The organism is Mucilaginibacter sp. BGA-UO-ETr-C110 (genome assembly GCF_059567985.1).
This window is the reverse complement of sequence record NZ_JCAQPB010000002.1, coordinates 6,407,737-6,427,074: the sequence shown is the minus strand read 5'-3', so window position 1 is coordinate 6,427,074 and position 19,338 is coordinate 6,407,737. Positions and strand designations below refer to the sequence as shown.

13 protein-coding genes are annotated in these 19,338 nt (G+C 41.3%); 4 read left to right on the top strand and 9 right to left on the bottom strand.

Annotated features, from left to right (window positions below; genetic code table 11):
• Window positions 1-7: 7 nt before the first annotated feature.
• The 5 genes from AC57BQ_RS27670 to AC57BQ_RS27650 form a co-directional block, all read right to left on the bottom strand.
• Window positions 8-1,639 (bottom strand): ABC transporter substrate-binding protein, encoded by a 1,632-nt coding sequence (locus AC57BQ_RS27670; protein ID WP_496409311.1) that lies wholly within the window; start codon window positions 1,637-1,639, stop codon window positions 8-10.
• 288 nt (window positions 1,640-1,927) lie between these two features.
• Window positions 1,928-2,947, bottom strand: coding sequence for a recombinase RecA (recA, locus tag AC57BQ_RS27665; RefSeq protein ID WP_076375560.1), 1,020 nt, complete (start codon window positions 2,945-2,947; stop codon window positions 1,928-1,930).
• Between the two features lie 122 nt (window positions 2,948-3,069).
• Entirely contained in the window at window positions 3,070-3,831 is a 762-nt protein-coding gene (nth, locus tag AC57BQ_RS27660; protein WP_496409310.1) for an endonuclease III, read from the bottom strand.
• Window positions 3,832-4,038: 207 nt separating this feature from the next.
• Complete coding sequence (locus AC57BQ_RS27655) at window positions 4,039-4,233, bottom strand: hypothetical protein (RefSeq protein ID WP_090471482.1); 195 nt, start codon at window positions 4,231-4,233, stop codon at window positions 4,039-4,041.
• 212 nt (window positions 4,234-4,445) lie between these two features.
• The gene (locus tag AC57BQ_RS27650) at window positions 4,446-5,030 is read right to left on the bottom strand and encodes an RNA polymerase sigma factor (RefSeq protein ID WP_496409309.1); all 585 of its coding nucleotides are present in this window, start codon (window positions 5,028-5,030) and stop codon (window positions 4,446-4,448) included.
• A 482-nt stretch (window positions 5,031-5,512) separates the two neighbouring features.
• Here AC57BQ_RS27650 and uvrA point away from each other — a divergent pair, with 482 nt between their 5' ends.
• From uvrA to AC57BQ_RS27635, 3 genes are all read left to right on the top strand, one after another.
• Window positions 5,513-8,425 (top strand): excinuclease ABC subunit UvrA, encoded by a 2,913-nt coding sequence (uvrA, locus tag AC57BQ_RS27645; RefSeq protein WP_496409497.1) that lies wholly within the window; start codon window positions 5,513-5,515, stop codon window positions 8,423-8,425.
• A 417-nt stretch (window positions 8,426-8,842) separates the two neighbouring features.
• Complete coding sequence (locus tag AC57BQ_RS27640; RefSeq protein WP_496409308.1) at window positions 8,843-9,424, top strand: glycoside hydrolase family 19 protein; 582 nt, start codon at window positions 8,843-8,845, stop codon at window positions 9,422-9,424.
• 303 nt (window positions 9,425-9,727) lie between these two features.
• Window positions 9,728-11,794 (top strand): IPT/TIG domain-containing protein, encoded by a 2,067-nt coding sequence (locus AC57BQ_RS27635; RefSeq protein WP_496409307.1) that lies wholly within the window; start codon window positions 9,728-9,730, stop codon window positions 11,792-11,794.
• 68 nt (window positions 11,795-11,862) lie between these two features.
• Here the strand turns inward: AC57BQ_RS27635 and AC57BQ_RS27630 are convergent, their stop codons facing one another.
• The 3 genes from AC57BQ_RS27630 to tsaD are packed head-to-tail and all read right to left on the bottom strand — an operon-like array spanning window position 11,863 to window position 13,509.
• A complete protein-coding gene (locus AC57BQ_RS27630; RefSeq protein WP_496409306.1) occupies window positions 11,863-12,261 on the bottom strand; it encodes a contact-dependent growth inhibition system immunity protein in 399 nt (132 codons plus the stop codon).
• 51 nt (window positions 12,262-12,312) lie between these two features.
• A complete protein-coding gene (locus AC57BQ_RS27625; protein ID WP_172337557.1) occupies window positions 12,313-12,483 on the bottom strand; it encodes a hypothetical protein in 171 nt (56 codons plus the stop codon).
• A gap of 24 nt (window positions 12,484-12,507) precedes the next feature.
• Window positions 12,508-13,509, bottom strand: coding sequence for a tRNA (adenosine(37)-N6)-threonylcarbamoyltransferase complex transferase subunit TsaD (gene tsaD / locus AC57BQ_RS27620; protein ID WP_496409305.1), 1,002 nt, complete (start codon window positions 13,507-13,509; stop codon window positions 12,508-12,510).
• 175 nt (window positions 13,510-13,684) lie between these two features.
• On the opposite strand from tsaD, the gene AC57BQ_RS27615 reads away from it, so the two are divergent.
• On the top strand, window positions 13,685-18,133 hold the full coding sequence (locus AC57BQ_RS27615) for a translocation/assembly module TamB domain-containing protein (protein WP_496409304.1): 4,449 nt from the start codon (window positions 13,685-13,687) through the stop codon (window positions 18,131-18,133).
• Here the strand turns inward: AC57BQ_RS27615 and AC57BQ_RS27610 are convergent.
• Entirely contained in the window at window positions 18,130-19,335 is a 1,206-nt protein-coding gene (locus AC57BQ_RS27610; protein ID WP_496409303.1) for a bifunctional 3,4-dihydroxy-2-butanone-4-phosphate synthase/GTP cyclohydrolase II, read from the bottom strand. The two genes, AC57BQ_RS27615 and AC57BQ_RS27610, sit on opposite strands and share 4 nt — an antisense overlap.
• Window positions 19,336-19,338: the final 3 nt, after the last annotated feature.

The following is a 19,338-nucleotide window of genomic DNA, read 5'->3' as shown; positions in this document are numbered from 1 at the left end:
CATGAGATTAGGGGGCTTTCCTCACTCGTTTAAGTACCAATAGGTTTTGCCCGTTTAGGCTATAACCACTAATATTATTCTGATACAGGTTCACCAGTTTATCATAATATAGCACCACCACCGGCGATTGTACCATTACCAAATTATCCATTTGCTGATATAGGGCATAGCGGGCGGCATCATTTTTTTCATGATAGGTTTGCTCAAACAAAGCATCAAATTTTTTATTGTTAAAGCCGGTATAATTAGGCCCAAAAGGGATCTTGTTTTTAGAGTAAAATACCGACAGATAATTTTCGCCATCTGGATAATCGGCTATCCATTGACCGTAAAAAAAGTTGATCCCATTTTTTGATACCAACTCGCGCAGACTGGCGCCTTGAGTGATCTCCACATTGGTTTTGATGCCGATCCTATCCAATTGTCCCTGCACATATTCTATCAAACTACGGTAACCTACTGTAGTAGCTAATGAAATTTCGGGTAGATTTTTACCGTCAGGAAAACCAGCTTCGGCCAATAGTTGCCTCGCCTTCTCAGGGTCATAAGTATACCCTTTTACATTTTTGCTAAAACCGGGCATACCTTCCGGGATAAAACCGGCATACCCAGGTGTACCCATGCTGTTACGCAGGTATTTCATCATCTTCTGCCTATCAATAGCATAATTAATGGCCTGCCTTACCTTCAATATCTTAAGTGGCGATTTTTTGACTATAGCCAGATTGGTATCTACCAGTATACCCAAATACATGGTATTGAGATACGGCGCGGTATTTAAAACAAATTTGCCTTTATATTTTTGTGTTACCTTACCAGATTTGGTCAGGATATCATCGCGGTAGCTGCCGTCGATATCATTTAAAAAATCGAGGTCCTTTTTGATGAACTCCAGGAACGAGGTTTGTTTATCAGCAATAAAGCTAGCTTTAACCGCATCGAGGTAAGGCAAGCGGTTACCTTTACTGTCTTTCTCCCAATACTTTTCATTTTTGAGTAGAACCAGCACCTCCCCCTCTTTCCAATATTTAAACTTGAAAGGACCTGTACCTATGGGGTGGCTCCTGAAATCTTTCCCATAAAACTCCACCACTTCTTTGGGTACAACCGAACAATACTGGGCGGTAAGCATACTTAAAAAGGGTGCGAACGGCTGCTTAAGCCTGATATTGAATGTGCTGTCGTTAGGCGCGGTAAAAGAATCTTTGCCCTCTACTTTGTCACTAAATATCCAGGAACCGGATGAAGCTACTTTTGGATCGATCAATCGCCCAAAACTGTAAACAAAGTCTGATGCTACAGCCTTGCGGCCAACACCACCTGCGAAATGCGGATCATCATGAAAATACACATCATTACGCAAATGAAAGGTATACAAAAGGCCATCGGCAGATATATCCCAGTTTTTGGCTACGCAAGGAATTACCTTCAAACTATCATTAATTTGTACCAGACCATTAAAAACCTGGTTATCCATCCAAATGGTATAGTGGTTACGACAAAAAGCCGGATCAAGCGAAGTAAGGCCTTCCTCCAGGTTAATGTTAAACACGGTTTTACCCGAATCAGGAGCCGTAGTATGGCAGGCACTCAACTGAATTAACAGCACAGAAAATAATAGTAAGCCCCATTTATTCATGTAGAGCTAAATATATTAATTATTGAATTAGTGATTTAGTGAATTAATGATTTATTACTTGTGGATGAAGATAATTAACCTTCTTGTCAATAGGTACTTGATAAGTTTGTCATCCTGAGCGCAGCGAAGGATCTATTCATCAATTTGCATATTATATAATAGATGCTTCACTCCGTTCAGCATGACAAAAGTGTTTTAGTACAAACAAAAAAAGCCTCCCAAATGGGAGGCTTTCTAATATCAAAAATTCAAAATCCGAAATCGAAATTCCGAAATCCGAAATCAATCTTATTCTTCAACCAAACTTTCGCCGGTAACGGTTTCTTTAATTTTGGTTTCCAGTTCTTCTTGTAGTTCAGGGTTATCCAAAATCAATTGTTTAACGGCATCGCGGCCCTGGCCCAGGCGTGTTTCGCCATAGCTAAACCATGAACCTGCTTTTTTGATGATGTTGTATTCAACACCCAGGTCAATGATCTCGCCGGCTTTTGAAATACCTTCACCAAACATAATATCAAACTCTGCTATACGGAACGGAGGGGCAACTTTATTTTTAACGATCTTCACTTTAACACGGTTACCTGAAACTTCGTCGGTATCTTTAATTTGTGATATACGGCGTACATCCAAACGTACCGAAGCGTAAAATTTCAAGGCATTACCACCGGTAGTAGTTTCGGGGTTACCAAACATTACGCCGATCTTATCGCGCAACTGGTTGATAAATATACAGCAGCACCCGGTTTTGCTGATGGTACCGGTTAATTTACGTAAAGCCTGTGACATTAAACGTGCGTGCAGACCCATTTTCGAGTCGCCCATTTCGCCTTCAATTTCTGCTTTGGGAACCAACGCAGCTACAGAGTCAATTACCAGGATATCAATAGCGCCAGAGCGGATCAGGTTATCGGCAATTTCCAATGCCTGCTCACCATTGTCTGGTTGAGAGATCAGCAGGTTCTCTACATCAACACCTAATTTTTTAGCATAGAAACGATCAAAGGCGTGCTCCGCATCAATAAACGCGGCAATACCGCCTTTTTTCTGCGATTCCGCAATGGCATGTATAGCCAACGTGGTTTTACCTGACGATTCAGGTCCGTATATTTCAATAACTCTTCCTTTGGGTAAGCCGCCAACTCCTAAAGCGATATCCAGCCCTAAAGAGCCTGTTGATATTACCTCTGTAGGTTCAATAACGGAATCACCCAACTTCATGATGGTACCTTTTCCGTATGATTTTTCCAGCTTATCTAAAGTAAGCTGTAGTGCCTTCAATTTATCTGAATTATTTTTATCTGTGCTCATCTTAAAATTTTCTTCAACAAATATAAAATGTTTTATTTTAAAATACTAATTTTTTTAGTAATTTATTTACTATGACTCTTGGGTTTACTTATTGATAAACTTAATCAACCTGCCAATACCAATCAAATATCTTTATCCACACTTCGCTTCTTAAGCTCTTTACTAATGGTATTCAATGCTTTTTTCTTTTTGGCTTCTTTAGCTTTTTTAATTTTGGCCGCTTCGGCTTTTAGCAGGGCTGTTTCGGTATTGTTATGCTCATAATACTTACAGAACCAGGTTAACGGGCATATCTCGCACTTAGGGCTCCGGGCCAGGCAAATATACCGGCCATGCAGTATAAGCCAGTGATGGGCAACACCTATATATTCTTTCGGGATGTGTTTGATCAATTGTTTTTCAACAGCCAGGGGTGTGGTTGCATTATGGGTAAGGCCAATACGGTTAGCCACTCTAAACACATGCGTGTCTACAGCCATGGCCGGTTCTTCAAAAATCACGGATGCGATAACATTGGCGGTTTTTCGTCCTACGCCAGGCATTTTTTGCAGGTTTTCGATACCCGCCGGCACTTCACTGTTAAAAACATCTACCAGCATTTTACCCATACCTACTAAATGTTTGGCTTTGTTATTGGGATAGCTCACACTGCGGATGTAAGTAAAAACCTCTTCGGGGGTTGATGCTGCCAGATCCTCAGGCGTCGGAAAGCGTTCAAATAGCTTTGGGGTAACCTGGTTAATACGCTTATCGGTACATTGTGCCGACAGGATCACTGCCACCAATAATTGAAAAGGATTATCGTAATGCAGCTCGGTAACGGGATTGGGTTGGTTTTTTGAAAAATATTCAACAAAATGGCGGTAACGTTCGGCCTTAAGCATTTTTAAAATTAAGAAAATTTTTATGGGTAAAGATCATGCTCTTGTAGATAATACATATATTATAATATGTATTAAACTATATTATTAGTTACACGGTCTATATAAAATAGAAAGGTTCATAAATCATGCTGGATTTTAGTCTCTGTTTTTTCAAAACATCTACTTCAATCAACAATTATGATCTATGAACCAGCAAGTTCGGAATACTTAACGCAAGCTTTTAGAGTAGTCAAGTATCTGGTGTATAGTTTGTACCTTGGGTTTTTTGTTCAAAAGATCCAAATCAGCACGAATTGAATTGTAAAATATCAAATCGTCGGCACCCAGATTTTCTTGTGCATTCTCGTCCATCAGAGCCTGGTTAGCAATTCCATTTAACGTTGTTGTAAAAGTTTCATCCATAAGCTTATTTTGTTGTAAATTTTATATGATTTATAACGGCGACTTAAAGATAATATTTTACTAAATGAAAATTAAATGAAATTTTTTTTATGGGTTAATTTTTATCACATTTAAGTGAATAAGTTAAGTATTGATCATAAAAACCATTGGGTTATTGATAAGCTTTGCTATTTAACTAACAATCCCCTACCCAATAACCCAATGGTTTCTGATTAATTTTTTAAACTTAACTCTTTACTCTGCATCATTTTGCGGAGATTATTGAGGGCATAACGCATACGGCCCAGGGCCGTATTGATGCTTACTTCGGTAATATCGGCAATTTCTTTAAAGCTCATATCGCCAAAGTGGCGCATGATCAATACTTCTTTTTGCTCCGAAGGTAATAGTTGTATCAGTGATTTAAGGTCCTTATGTGTTTGTTCACGCACCATACGGTCCTCCGTGCTTTCATCATAATTACCCAGTACCTCAAAAATATCAAAATCGTCGCCATTACTGATCATAGGGGCGCGTTTTTCACGACGGAAGTGGTCAATAACCAAATTATGGGCAATACGGGTTACCCAAGGTAAAAACTTACCTTCTTCGTTATACTTTCCAGCTTTCAGTGTATTGATAACTTTTATAAAGGTATCCTGAAAAATATCCTCGGCCAGATACTCGTCTTTTACAAGCAGGTAAATAGAGGTATATATTTTAGTCTGATATCGTCTGATCAACTCCACTAGCCCAGCTTCATCACCGGCAATGTATAGATGGATTAGATCCTGATCACTTTTCAATTGAAAATCCATAGAAAGTACTACTTAAACTTAATTTTTAGTTAAAAACTTATAAAGTAGAGTATATTCTATAGCGTGCTCCTTAGGGGTTAAGAAATTGTTACTTCAAATAAAACAAATTCCCAGCTAAAAAACAAATTATATTTTTTACTTACTTCTGTTAATCAGGTTCATTGGGCTCATGAACGGCTTCACCATTCACAATTCTGATACCTATCCGGGGGTTTGACTATAACGGTTGGCAATGGTTTAATTGTTAATTCAAAAAGTTTGCAAACCATATCCGTTCCGTGCCATTAAGTATTTAAAAGTCAGCAAACTGTAAACTCAGAAATTTATTTGGCTTAAAGCCCAAAACAAAGTAAAACCGATTTGGATTCTGCTAAATATTTTAGGATTTTTGCATTCCGGAAAAAAGACCATGGTCAATAGTCCATAGACCATCGTAATTTGAAGTATAACTATGGTCTATGGACCATCGACTATCAACAATCATGACCAAAGAAGCAGAAAAAGATCCGCAGAAACATATCATTATTAAAGGGGCCCGGGTACACAATCTTAAAAACATGGATGTGGCCATCCCCAAAAACAAGCTGGTTGTAGTTACTGGGATGTCAGGCTCTGGCAAATCGTCGCTTGCTTTTGATACTTTGTATGCCGAAGGTCAGCGCCGTTATGTAGAAAGCCTTTCTTCCTACGCACGCCAGTTCCTGGGGCGCATGAACAAGCCCGATGTTGATTATATAAAAGGTATAGCACCCGCCATAGCTATTGAGCAAAAGGTAATTACCTCAAACCCGCGTTCAACGGTGGGTACATCAACCGAGATATATGATTATTTAAAACTGCTGTTCTCGCGCATTGGCAAAACTATTTCCCCGGTATCCGGTCAAATCGTAAAGAAAGATTCCGTTACCGATGTGGTAAACTTTATACTATCGCTACCTAATGAAAGCCAGGTAACTGTTTTAGCACCGTTATATCCGCATAACAACCGCAGCTTAAAAGAAGAGCTGGCCGTTTTAATGCAAAAAGGGTTTGTAAGGGTTGAGTACCTGAACAAGCTATCAAAAATTGAAGCTTTATTGGAGGATGAATCTATCGATAATACTTCATTGGTAGCTGAGGTTCACGGTGAAAAGAAAGCTAAAGGCAAAAAGCTTAAAGCCGAAAGCGATGAACCGGTAACTACCGAAGAAGAAACTCCAACTCATTATCCTGGTGTTCGTATCGTAATTGACCGTATATCAAAAAATGAAGAGGATGAAACCATCAGCCGCCTGGGCGATTCGGTACAGACCGCTTTTTTTGAAGGTAAGGGGGATTGCTATGTACGCTATCAGGAGCCTGATGCCGATGGTGAGCAGGAACGTTTTTTTTGCGATCGCTTTGAACTCGATGGTATTAAATTCGAAGAACCTTCACCCAATTTTTTCAGCTTTAACAATCCTTATGGCGCCTGCAAAAAATGCGAAGGCTATGGTAAAGTGATCGGTATTGACGAAGACCTGGTGATCCCGGACAAAAGTAAAAGTATATATGAAGGTGCTATTGCCCCATGGCGCGGCGAAAAAATGCGCGAGTGGAACGATATGCTGATCAAACATGCGTTGCAATTTGACTTCCCGATACATCGTCAATACAACCAACTCACCGAAAAACAACAACGCCTGTTATGGACAGGTAATAAATATTTCCGTGGCCTGGACGAGTTTTTCCAGGAGATGGAAGCGCAGACCTACAAAATTCAGTACCGGGTTATGCTGTCACGTTATCGTGGCAAAACTACCTGTCCGGAGTGTAAGGGCAGTCGTCTGCGTCGTGATGCCTCATACGTAAAGATCAGCGAGCGCTCCATTACCGATGTGGTATTGATGCCATTGGATAAAGCCCTTGAGTTTTTTAAAGGTTTACAGTTAAACGAAACGGATGCCAAAGTAGGTAAGCGCCTGCTGATGGAGATCACTAACCGCCTGTCGTTTTTAAACGATGTAGGATTGAGCTATTTAACGCTCAACCGACTGTCAAATACCTTATCGGGTGGTGAGTCGCAGCGTATCAACCTGGCTACCTCGTTAGGGAGTAGCCTGGTGGGCTCTGTATATGTGCTGGATGAGCCCAGCATCGGCCTGCACCCGCGTGATACCCAGCGCCTCATCAGCGTGCTTAAATCGCTGCGCGATGTAGGTAATACCGTATTGGTAGTGGAGCACGAAGAGGAGATCATGAAAGCGGCAGATCATATTATTGATATTGGCCCCGAAGCCGGTACACACGGCGGCGAACTGATCTTTACCGGTACCTACAACGAAATTATTAAAGACGATAATAGTTTAACAGGCCGTTACCTGAGTGGTAAGGAAGAGATCGCCATCCCAAAAAGCCGCCGTAAATGGAACGACTTTATTGAGATAAAAGGGGCGAGAGAAAATAACCTGCAGCATGTTACGGCTAAATTTCCTTTAGGCGTGCTTACGGTAGTAACGGGTGTATCCGGCTCGGGTAAAACCAGCTTAGTAAAACGCATCCTGGCACCTGCCCTGCAAAAAGTACTGGGCAATTACTCGGGCGAACAAACCGGCTCATACGATAGCATTGATGGTGACTACGCCAAAATAGAACAGGTGGAACTGGTTGATCAAAACCCTATAGGTCGTTCGTCACGCTCCAACCCGGTTACATATGTAAAAGCTTGGGACGAGATTCGCAACCTATATGCTTCCCAACCGGCAGCCAAAGCAGCCGGTTTAAAACCATCGGCATTCTCCTTTAACGTAGAGGGCGGCCGCTGCGATGTTTGCCAGGGCGAGGGTGAGGTGAAGATAGAGATGCAGTTTATGGCCGACATCTTCCTGACTTGCGAAACTTGTGGTGGTAACCGTTTTAAACAGCATATCCTGGATATCACCTACAATGAAAAAAATGTAGCCGAAGTGCTGCACATGACCATTGATGAAGCGCTTGTATTTTTTGCCAAAGAGCCAAAGATCATCGCCAAAATAAAACCTTTGGTTGATGTAGGTTTGGGTTATGTACAGTTAGGGCAATCGTCAAATACCCTGTCTGGTGGTGAGGCACAGCGTATTAAGCTGGCGTCATTCCTGGTAAAAGGTAATAATACCCATAAAACATTGTTTGTTTTTGATGAGCCTACTACCGGTTTGCATTTCGCCGATATTAAAAAGCTGCTCAAATCATTTGACGCCCTGCTGGAACATGGCAACACCATTATTGTAATTGAACACAACATGGATGTGATTAAATGTGCCGACTGGATCATTGACATTGGCCCCGAAGGTGGCGACCGCGGCGGAAAAGTAGTATTTGAGGGCATACCCGAAGATCTGATCAAAGAGAAAAAATCACACACCGGCCATTATTTAAAAGAGCGATTCGGTAAGTAAATGCCTCACCCAACCCTCTCCAAGGGAGAGGGCTTAAAACTCTTTTAACCTCCTCAATCCTATTCTTAGGTGCATCGCGCTTCCACGCGTCATTGCATATGAGCGCAAACTTATCAGTGTAAACCCAACTAATTATGGTTTACACTGTAAACCCACTTTTTGTATGTATTTTTACGCAATTAATTGATTATCAATTACATAAATTTACGTAAACCATAAAAAGTGTAAACCATGTAAACCCATTTTTATAAGCAACTTCCCCACCTGTTCAGCGTAGCGGCTCACCAATAAAGATGTATAGCTATCAAATCCCCTTTATTTTACTCACCTAAATATTTATATTTACTTTATAAAGCCCTAATCTTTTGTTATCGGCCTGTTCAACAGGCTTATTATTAACACCTAAATCTTAACATTATGCCTGATACAAAAGAATTCTACGCAGAAATCCGTCCGCTGTTTGGCGGCCACCTAACACAAAGCCAGGTTGATGGTATACAAGCCATACTCAAAGCCACAACAGATGCCGGCATTACAGACGACCGTAAAACAGCCTATATACTGGCCACTGTTTTTCATGAAACCGCTAAAACCATGCAGCCCATCAATGAATTTGGCAAAGGCGCCGGACACGACTATGGCAAAAAGTTAAAAATGGGTGGAGGTCCGGGTAAACGTATCCCCTACACTACTCCCGATGAATTATATTATGGTCGAGGTTATGTGCAGCTCACCTGGTACGAGAATTATGAAAGCATGGGCAAACTCCTGCACATCGATCTGCTTAATGATCCGGATCTGGCTTTACAACCCGCTATAGCTGCCGCCATCCTCATAAAAGGCATGACCAAAGGTTCATTTACAGGTGTGGGTTTAGATAAGTATTTTACCAGCGACAGTACAAACTGGGTAAATGCCCGCAAAATCATTAACGGCCTTGATATGGCCAAAACCATTGCAGGTTATGCTCAAACTTTTTATAAAGGGTTAACAGAGTAGCTATCAAAAGTAGTATTTGAAAGCATACCCAAAGATCTGATCAAAAAGAAAAAATTACACAAGGTCCATTATTAGAAGGAACGCTTTTAACCGTCGATTAAGTGAGCTAATTTGTTTGAGCGGGAGACATAGATAATACGTTTCCCGCTTTATTGATAATAAGCCCATACGCTCGCTATTTAAAGACCGGCGGATTTCATCCTGATTGCCTTATAGTTAAGTTCAAATAGTATTTAAAACGGTGTGTATTTCCGTTACCTTTGCCCCGCCTTGAACTTTATTGCATATACCCCCTAATTGAATATGATTATACCATTACAAAACACTTTTAAAGCAGCAGGCTTTATGCTGCTTATCATCACTTTTTTTTCTTGTTCAAAAAGCCAGAAAGATCCTGATGTAACACCCGACAAACCGAAACCGGCCCTAACCACAAAAATCAATGGCACCGACTATAACCTGGCGGCTACAGATTTTACCTCCACCTATTACACTGCAGATGGCGACAATGTAAAAGCCCTGCAAACCACCGCCAACCTGGATGCCGGCGGCAGCAAGCTGGTATTCTTCATTAGTGACCTTAAAAGCGGCTCGGTTAACCTTAGTAAAAAGGCCGGCACCTCTTTAAACCCAGGCAATCCAACGCTAAAAGTAAACGCCACGACAGCCACAGCTCCACCTGTACAAACCTATGTACAGTATATTAATGGTGGTAATATCTATTTCGCCAATTCGGGCAGCATTACGGTTACCATCAATGCCAATACAGCTACGGTAAGTTGGAATATCGTATTTAAAGATGCGGCAGGCAAGGATTTTGTGTCAAATGGTTCTTATACTGCGGCCAACTTCGCTAATAATACCAAACCCAAAACGCAGATAGTTGACCCTACCCCTGTTTCTGCTAAACCTACTATTGAAAGTATCAGTCCGCAGCAAGGCAAATACAATGATACAGTTACCATAACCGGGGTTAATTATAGTTCGGTTTTAACTGACAACATAGTTAAATTTAACGGTGTGGATGCCGCGGTAAAAACAGCTACCCCGACGCGGCTTAGGGTGCTTGTACCTTTAACAGGCACTACCGGCAACATCAGTCTCAAGGTAAAAAACAGCGAAACCGTTAACGGCCCTGTATTTACTTATGTTGCTCTGCCAAACCTCACCGACGTTAAACCTACCGAAGGCAGAGCGGGGGATATAGTAACCATAACCGGCATTAATTTTAGCAGCAACCCGGCCGATATTGTGGTTAACTTCGATAATGCCATAGGAACTATTGTAACAGCAACCACCACTCAGGTTACCGTGAAAGTTCCGGCGGGTTTAAAAGCCGGGGCCTTTGTGCGCCTTACCATCAGCATTAAGAGTATTAAATCGGCCTCAGTAAGCACCTACCTGATTGATGCACCCCACCCCACGCTGAACTGGGAAAGCCTGACGTCCATTCCACGGTTACAAAAGATCAATCAAATGATACATATGGGCTCAACGTTGCTCATTACCGGAGGCAACAATGCCAGCTTTCTGTATTACAGCGCAGACGGAAAAACATACTCAGATGTAGCATCTAACCTGCCCTTTAACAAATCAAAAAAACTGACCATCAATATTTTAAAAGCCTATAAAAGCGCTTACTATATCTCCACTAACCTTGGTATTGCCAAATCAACCAATGGTATTTACTGGACTAAGCTTACGCCCGAAACTACCGCGCCTGATACGGGCTTTACAGGTATTACAATTACCAACAATTACGTTGCAGTGGTAAGCGGTAACAGACTTTACCGGTCAACCAACGGCGGCAACAACTGGACCCGCACCAATATCAGTGTGCCCGGCGCTTCGCTCAACTACACAACAGCCATTACTGACAGTTACAGCAGCAACAATTTTTTTGCAGTAGATACCAGTAAAAACTACACATCTAAAGAAGAAAAATTATTTTATCGCTCGGCAGATAATGGTGCTACCTGGGAAGCTACTAAAGGTTATACCGGCATTTATTATTATAACTTGGGCTATAAGGATTTTCTGGCTGCGGCCAGCTATAGCGTATTTTGTGCGTTTAGCTATAAAGGGGCTGCTCAAACCGAAGGCAGTCAGCACCTTTACAGATCAACTAATAAAGGCGACTCCTGGACTCAGGTGGGCACAGAAGCCTGCAACGTGATTAAAGCTGATAGCGCAACCGTCGCTTATGGCAGCCAAACCTTTAACCTATCCAACAATGATGGGGTGGATTTCAAAAGCTATCCTATGCCTGCAGGCTACACTTTAGGTGGCATTGAATTTACCAATACCTATTACTATATCATGGGCTTTAATACAGCCGGTGATCGTAAAATATTCCGGGCAGCGAGGTAACTCATAGTATTTATAATAAAAAAAGCTCCTGAATTTACAGGAGCTTTTTTATTATATTCTTATTTTATTTACTGTCTGTCAAATTCTGTCATTGAAATATTCATATCTGTTATTACGCCCCTTCTTTCAGCAATAAGTTCATCCATTTTCTTCCATAACCCAGGATTCTGTTTCCAAAAAAATGATGATACCCGCAGAACATTAGCCAGCAGATCACCTTCATACATATCACCCTCAGCAAATAGATCCTTAGTAAGTTTTTCAATGGCGAGAGGTATCAAGTAAGGCAAACCCAACCCCTGCCCTATCATCAATCTCAAATCCTCAATAGAATATTCATTGAGCGGGATTTTTATCAATTCAGCACAACGGGCAACCAGTCTTGTTGGTACTTCACCCGGATTATCCGGATGGGTTTTCTCCAGATTGAAAAGCGATTTGTACTTCCAGTTATTTTCGGGTATCATAGCAATCCAATCTCTTAATCCTAAAAGTCCAGGAATCCAAAAATCGGCTGCTTACTGCCCACCCGTTTTAACGTACATATAAACTATGCCGCCAACTACAATAATGGCTAATACAATAAGCCCGGTAACACCTTTCTTTTTGTCCTGACGCATCAGCCATATTAAAAAAGCAACCAATGGCAGTACAAAAACCGCCCAGAAAATAAGTGAAGGAATATTCATAAGTTCCAGTTCAATAGTTCAAAATTAAAATGGCATTCTTGCTAATGGAGCGATCTCCTGTCCGGCAAATTCGCCTTTTAAATATTTATAGTAACCGGCAATGGCTATCATGGCCGCGTTATCGGTACAATACTCCATTTTTGGTATAAAGCTTTCCCAGCCGTTTTTAGCACAAAGTTCTTGCAGTCCCAGGCGCAAACCTGTATTTGCCGATACACCACCGGCCAAAGCAATTTGTTTTATGCCATGGGTTTGCGCTGCTTTTTGCAGTTTATTAAGCAATATAGTAGCGATACGTTTTTCAACCGACGCGCAAATATCAGGCAGGTTCTGACTGATGAAATCCGGGTTTTTAGCCACATTATCCCGGATAAAATACAAAATAGATGTTTTCAGTCCGCTAAAGCTAAAATCCAGGCCGGGAATCTGCGGTTCGGGAAATTTGTAGGCATCGGGATTACCCTGGCGTGCATACTTGTCAATCAACGGACCACCCGGATAAGGCAAACCCAATATCTTACTGGTTTTATCCATCGCTTCGCCGGCGGCATCATCCAGCGTTTGACCTATCACCTGCATATCGAAATAGTCCTTAACCAAAACTATCTGCGTATGGCCGCCTGAAACAGTAAGACACAAAAACGGAAATGAAGGTTTATGATCGCCAATAAAATGGGCCAGTATATGGGCCTGCATATGATTTATATCAATAAGTGGCAGGCTTTTAGCCAGCGCAAATGCCTTGGCAAATGATACACCTACTAAAAGTGAGCCTAAAAGTCCCGGTCCGCGCGTAAAAGCTACTGCATCAATATCATTTTTGTTTACTTTTGCGTTCAATAATGCTTGTTGTACAGCAGGAACAATATTTTGCTGATGAACCCTTGAGGCAAGCTCGGGGACAACGCCTCCGTACGCTTCGTGAATGGTTTGATTGGCAATTACATTGCTCAGTATCTCTCCATCAACACAAACAGATGCAGAGGTTTCATCACATGAAGATTCGATTCCTAAAATTACAGGCACAATATTAATTATTGAATTGTTGAATTAATGAATTAGCGATTTATTAAGATTTAGCAAACTATCACCCTTTTTAATTGTAACATGGTTTTAGTTATTCAATAAATCAATAATTCAGTAAATCAATTATTAAAAAGACAAAGTTATTAAAAAAGTACTCAATATAGCGTTAGGGATAGTGTTGTTCATTTTATTGACACTGAGCATACTTTTACTGGCGTTTCAATATAAACCTGTACAAACCTGGGCCGCTAAAAAAGTCGCGGGTTACCTTTCGGGCGAACTGCATACTACAGTTAGCATCAAGAGCCTGTACATCAGGCCCTTTACTTCTGTAGTATTGGAGGGTTTATATGTGCTTGATAAAAAACGGGATACCCTGTTAAATACCCCAAAACTGGCTGTAGATATCGAAGGTTTTTCGCTCCTCTATAGCCTCAAACAGCGTACCATCAATTTTGAATCCATCGAACTGGATAACGGTTCCTTTTATCTCAAAAAACAAAAAGACAGTACTACCAACCTCAAATTTATTATCGATTATTTTAGTTCTGGCGATACCACTAAAAAAGCTCCAAGCAAACCATGGACGCTTAATTTTGATAAAATAACCATCAATAATTTTCATTTCCGGTACAAGAACCAGTTGATTGATACCGTAGAGAACAAGGTGAATTTTGATGATATTGATGTAAGTCATTTTAGCACAGTGGTAACCGGCATGGATATCAAAAACCATCTGTTTAAAGGCAATGTCCAACACCTTACATTACAGGAAAAAAGTGGTTTTTACGTAAAGAACTTTACCGCTCACACTACTATTGATACCAACCAGATCTTATTGCAGCACCTTTCTATTCAAACCAAACACTCTGATCTGAAAGATTATTTCCGAATGAGGTTTAAATCATTTGATGATTTTGACAATTTCGAGAACCGGGTGAACATGGATGCCGACTTTAAATCATCGCGGATATCATCAACGGATATTGCCTATTTCACCAGCGGCATGGGTAAAACCACATTTGACCTGGGTATCGAAGGGCGCGTTAAAGGATTGGTAAATAACCTGAAGGCCAAAAATGTTACCATTAGCGGAGGCCAGGCTACCTTTATCAAGGGTGATTTTAATTTACGCGGCTTACCCGACTGGGATAATACTTTCCTTGATCTGAAGTTTGAGCAGGTTGCCTCTAATAAAAAAGACCTGGATTACCTGCTTAGTCATTTTTCGGGCAATGCTACCATGCAGGCGCCGGCCATCATAGGTAAATTTGGCAATATCAATTTTACCGGCAGGTTTAGTGGCTTGCAGAATGATTTTGTTGCCTATGGTATTTTTAAAACCGGGCTAGGTAGGTTTGATTCAGATATTAACCTCAAAATCGATAAAAAAAACATCCCCAGTTATAGCGGAAAACTAAATGCTTTCAACTTTGACCTGGGTACCCTGCTTGATGAAAAATCACTTGGCCGAACTACCTTTAATGCCGATATACAAGGCAGCGGTGATGAGCTAAAAAACCTGACTGAAAAGGTTGACGCCCACATTAATAACATAAGCTATAACAACTATACTTATAACAACCTTACTGTAAACGGATCGTTCATTAAAAAGCTGGCTAATGGGCATATCACCATCAATGATAAAAATGTTAAGCTTGACCTGAAGGGCAGTGTAAATTTAAACCCTGCATTACCAGCCTATGATCTGGTGGCCAGCATTAAAGATGCCAACCTGAACAAGCTTAAGCTCATCACGGATACCATAACGATAAGTACTCAGCTAAAAACCAAATTCTCGGGTAATAGCCTGGCTAATATTGAAGGTAATATTTTACTTTCGCCGGCCAGAGTTGTTGATCCGCGTAATAATTATGTAGTTGATTCTTTATACTTATCATCTACAGGGAGAGGAAACAATCGGGAGATAGATCTGCGGTCTGATTTTGCTGATGGTAGCATCAAGGGTACTTTTGATTTGGCAACCCTACCTTCGTATTTTAAAACCATTGCCAAAAAGTATATTCCTTCGTTAAAAACAACCATTGTTACGCCAAAACCCGAGCAGTTTGCGTTTAACCTTACGCTTAAAAATACAGACCCTCTTACCGCTATATTCGTACCCGACCTGAAAATACCCGATCAGGGCACCTTAATGGGACAATTTGATTCGGAAAAGAAAACAGCTACCCTATCTGGCTATATTAAAACATTTAAATATGGCAAAATTGTATTTCACGATTTCATCATCGATGAAAATACCTCTGAAGATATGCTGGGCCTCAACTTATCGTTAAGAAAGGTTGACTTGACTGATAGTCTGTTTATTAAAGACATCAACATTACCAATTTCCTGAAAAACGACAGCCTTAACTTCAACGTTAAACTGTCTGATAAAAACGCGGTCAACCAGCTCGACCTTTACGGCCTGGTTGAGTTTGGGCGCGATACTACAGCCAAACTAAAACTACTGCCTTCTGATGTTATCCTGGAAAAACAAAAATGGCATATCCAGGAGCAGGTACGCATTCGTTTATTGGATGGCAAAACCCAGGTATCAGGTTTTGAGCTATCCAATGGCCCCCAAAAGGTACGTATTAACGGCTTTATATCCGAAAACCCCGCCGACGAATTGAAACTCTCGTTCGAAAAATTCAATATGCGGACGCTCAATCAGCTAACCCGAACATCGGGTATATACCTGAGAGGCTACCTGAACGGCGATGTTAATTTTACATCCATTATCAAATCGCCAGGAGTTGACGCGCATCTGAATATCGACTCGCTAACCATGAACAGAACATTGATCGGCGATCTAAAGCTGGTATCAACCTTGGGTAATGACCGTAAACAGGCTGATATGAAGCTAAATATCCTTAACCGCGGACTCGAGACCATGAATATTGGTGGCACTTATTACTTTGGACAGAATACTGACGATAATTTGGACTTTGATGTTAAAATGAACCAAACCGAGGCCATCATCTTTACCCCTTTTATCAAGGATCTGGTTTCTAATGTAAAAGGGCACATTTCTACCGATCTGAAACTTTCTGGAAAACCATCAAATCCACAGTTTAATGGCACGTTAACACTTGAAAACACCGGCGTTACGGTTAATTATCTTAAAACTGCCTATACTGTTAATAACAAACTAAGTGTGAACAACAGTGTCATCAATTTAAACAACATGGTATTGAAGGATATACGTGGGGGTACGGGCACAGCTAACGGGACGGTTGATCTGAATAATCTGTCAAACCCCGATATCGAGGTATCTGTATTAGCGCGTAACCTGATGGCTTTAAACACTACATTTAAGGACAATCACCTTTATTATGGAACCGCATTTGGTAGCGGTACATTTAGCTTTAAAGGCCCGGTTGATAATATGAAGATCGATATCAAAGCCAATACCGAGGCTGGTACAGTTTTCAATATCCCCCTCAACACCTCATCAACAGCCAGCGAATATGATTTTATCAGATTTGTGGGTCATAAGGATACTGCTAAAGTTGCAAATAAAACACGCGCCTTTAATGGTGTAACATTAAATTTTGACTTAAGTGCTGACGAAAAAACCATAGTTAAAATAACCACCGATTACGGCGTGCTCGAAGGCAGTGGGGTGGCAAATAACTTAAAGCTGAACATAAACAGCCTGGGTGATTTTGAAATGTACGGCGACTTTCTGATATCGACAGGTAAGTTTGAGTTTACGGCTAAAAACTTTATCAGTAAAAACTTTACGGTAAACCAGGGCGGAACCATCAGGTGGACGGGCAACCCTTCAAATGCCGAAATAAACCTGAAAGCCCTTTATGAGGTGCGTACCAGTAAAGCCCCGTTGTACGCGGCCGCGGGCTTGCAAACGCCTACCTCATCCCAGCAAACACTGGTACAGGCACAGTTGATACTGACCAAATCGTTGTTACAACCAAATATTGATTTTGACTTCAACTTCCCTACCGACCCATCGGTAAAGGACGATTTGGCTACCTATCTTGCTGATAACAATAACCGCAATCAGCAGGCGATCAGTATCATTGTCCGTCGCAGTTTCACAGCAAACAACAACAACAATTTGATTTTTGGGACAGCTGGCCAGATGGTGAGTGAATTTGCTTTCAACAAACTCAATAGCCTTATATCACAATCGCATATCAAAAACTTTGATTTTGATTTAAATATCAGGTCGTTCGGTGAAGCCAGTGCTTCTTTAAGGTTTTTTAATAGCAGGCTTTCATTCAATGGCAGCTTATTTACCAATAATGGCTCAAATGACCTGTTCAACAGTAATGCCAGTCTCTTCAATCAAAATTTCAGTAGTTTAACCAAAGACTTTGAAGCATTATACCAGATCAGAAAAGATGGAAATCTGACAGCAAGATATTCTTACCGGTTACTAAACAATACCACCCTTAATCCATTAAATAACCTCGAGTTTCAATACGTAAATGGTATCGGCTTAGTGTACAACCGCGATTTTGACACCTTTGGAGAGTTCATCAGAAACATATTCAGGCGCAGCAGGCGCGACAGAACCCCCGCAACATCAACACCGGCGGTTCCTACTACTACAACAGGCGGAACACCTGCTACTAAACCAGATGATGAGAATTAATGGTCGCGCATAATAGCGTGATCCATCTTATCTCTTTTAGTACGTAAATATGATTCGTTATGTGGGTTTGACGCTATTTCGATAGGTACATTCTCCACAACCTCCAAGCCATAACCTATCAAACCAGCACGTTTCTTTGGGTTGTTGGTCATCAAACGCATTTTAGAAATACCCAGACTACGCAATATCTGCGCGCCAATACCATAATCGCGCTGATCCATTTTAAAGCCTAACTTAATGTTGGCCTCTACTGTATCCAGGCCATTTTCCTGCAGATGATACGCTTTTAACTTGTTGATGAGCCCAATACCCCGTCCCTCCTGGTTCATGTATACCACAACACCCTTACCTTCGTTACTGATCATCTCCATGGCTTTATGTAACTGCGGGCCGCAATCACACCGGCAGGAACCAAAAATATCGCCGGTAACACATGAGCTGTGTACTCGTACCAAAACCGGCTCATCCGGCTCCCAACTGCCTTTGATAAGGGCCAAATGATTTTCACCTGTATCTAATTGGGTATAGCCTATCATTTCAAAATCCCCCCATTCAGTTGGCATTTTTACTGATACCTCTTTTCTAACTAAGGTTTCGGCATTTAAGCGGTATGCTATGAGGTCTTTTATAGATACGATCTTCAGATTGAACTCCTTTGCCATTACCAACAGATCAGGCAGGCGAGCCATATCGCCATCTTCCTTCATGATCTCGCATATTACACCAGCAGGTTCAAACCCAGCCAAAACAGCCAGGTCAATAGCAGCTTCGGTATGTCCGGTTCTACGCAATACGCCACCATCTTTGGCAATTAGCGGGAAAATGTGCCCGGGTCTGCCCAGATCCTCGGGTTTTGTAGCCGGATCAATTAATGCCATAGAGGTTTTTGACCTGTCTGATGCGGAGATACCTGTTGTACAGCCATGTCCCAACAGATCAACAGAAACCGTAAAGTTGGTTTCATGAGAGGTAGTGTTATGGCTTACCATAGGCTCCAACTCCAGTTCGCGGGCACGTTGTTGTGTAATAGGTGCACATACCAGGCCCCTTCCGTAGCGCACCATAAAATTAATGGCTTCGGGTGTGGCATTACGAGCCGCTGTTAAAAAATCGCCTTCATTTTCCCGGTCTTCGTCATCAACAACGATGATCATTTTCCCGGCTTTTATATCTTCAATTGCTTCTTGTATCGTATTTAGCATTAT

What these genes read in the sequence shown, in the direction of transcription:
- AC57BQ_RS27670 (WP_496409311.1), bottom strand. Translation starts at nt 1,639, where the DNA reads ATGAATAAATGGGGCTTACTATTATTTTCTGTGCTGTTAATTCAGTTG.
- recA (WP_076375560.1), bottom strand. Translation starts at nt 2,947, where the DNA reads ATGAGCACAGATAAAAATAATTCAGATAAATTGAAGGCACTACAGCTT.
- nth (WP_496409310.1), bottom strand. Translation starts at nt 3,831, where the DNA reads ATGCTTAAGGCCGAACGTTACCGCCATTTTGTTGAATATTTTTCAAAA.
- AC57BQ_RS27655 (WP_090471482.1), bottom strand. Translation starts at nt 4,233, where the DNA reads ATGGATGAAACTTTTACAACAACGTTAAATGGAATTGCTAACCAGGCT.
- AC57BQ_RS27650 (WP_496409309.1), bottom strand. Translation starts at nt 5,030, where the DNA reads ATGGATTTTCAATTGAAAAGTGATCAGGATCTAATCCATCTATACATT.
- uvrA (WP_496409497.1), top strand. Translation starts at nt 5,513, where the DNA reads ATGACCAAAGAAGCAGAAAAAGATCCGCAGAAACATATCATTATTAAA.
- AC57BQ_RS27640 (WP_496409308.1), top strand. Translation starts at nt 8,843, where the DNA reads ATGCCTGATACAAAAGAATTCTACGCAGAAATCCGTCCGCTGTTTGGC.
- AC57BQ_RS27635 (WP_496409307.1), top strand. Translation starts at nt 9,728, where the DNA reads ATGATTATACCATTACAAAACACTTTTAAAGCAGCAGGCTTTATGCTG.
- AC57BQ_RS27630 (WP_496409306.1), bottom strand. Translation starts at nt 12,261, where the DNA reads ATGATACCCGAAAATAACTGGAAGTACAAATCGCTTTTCAATCTGGAG.
- AC57BQ_RS27625 (WP_172337557.1), bottom strand. Translation starts at nt 12,483, where the DNA reads ATGAATATTCCTTCACTTATTTTCTGGGCGGTTTTTGTACTGCCATTG.
- AC57BQ_RS27610 (WP_496409303.1), bottom strand. Translation starts at nt 19,335, where the DNA reads ATGCTAAATACGATACAAGAAGCAATTGAAGATATAAAAGCCGGGAAA.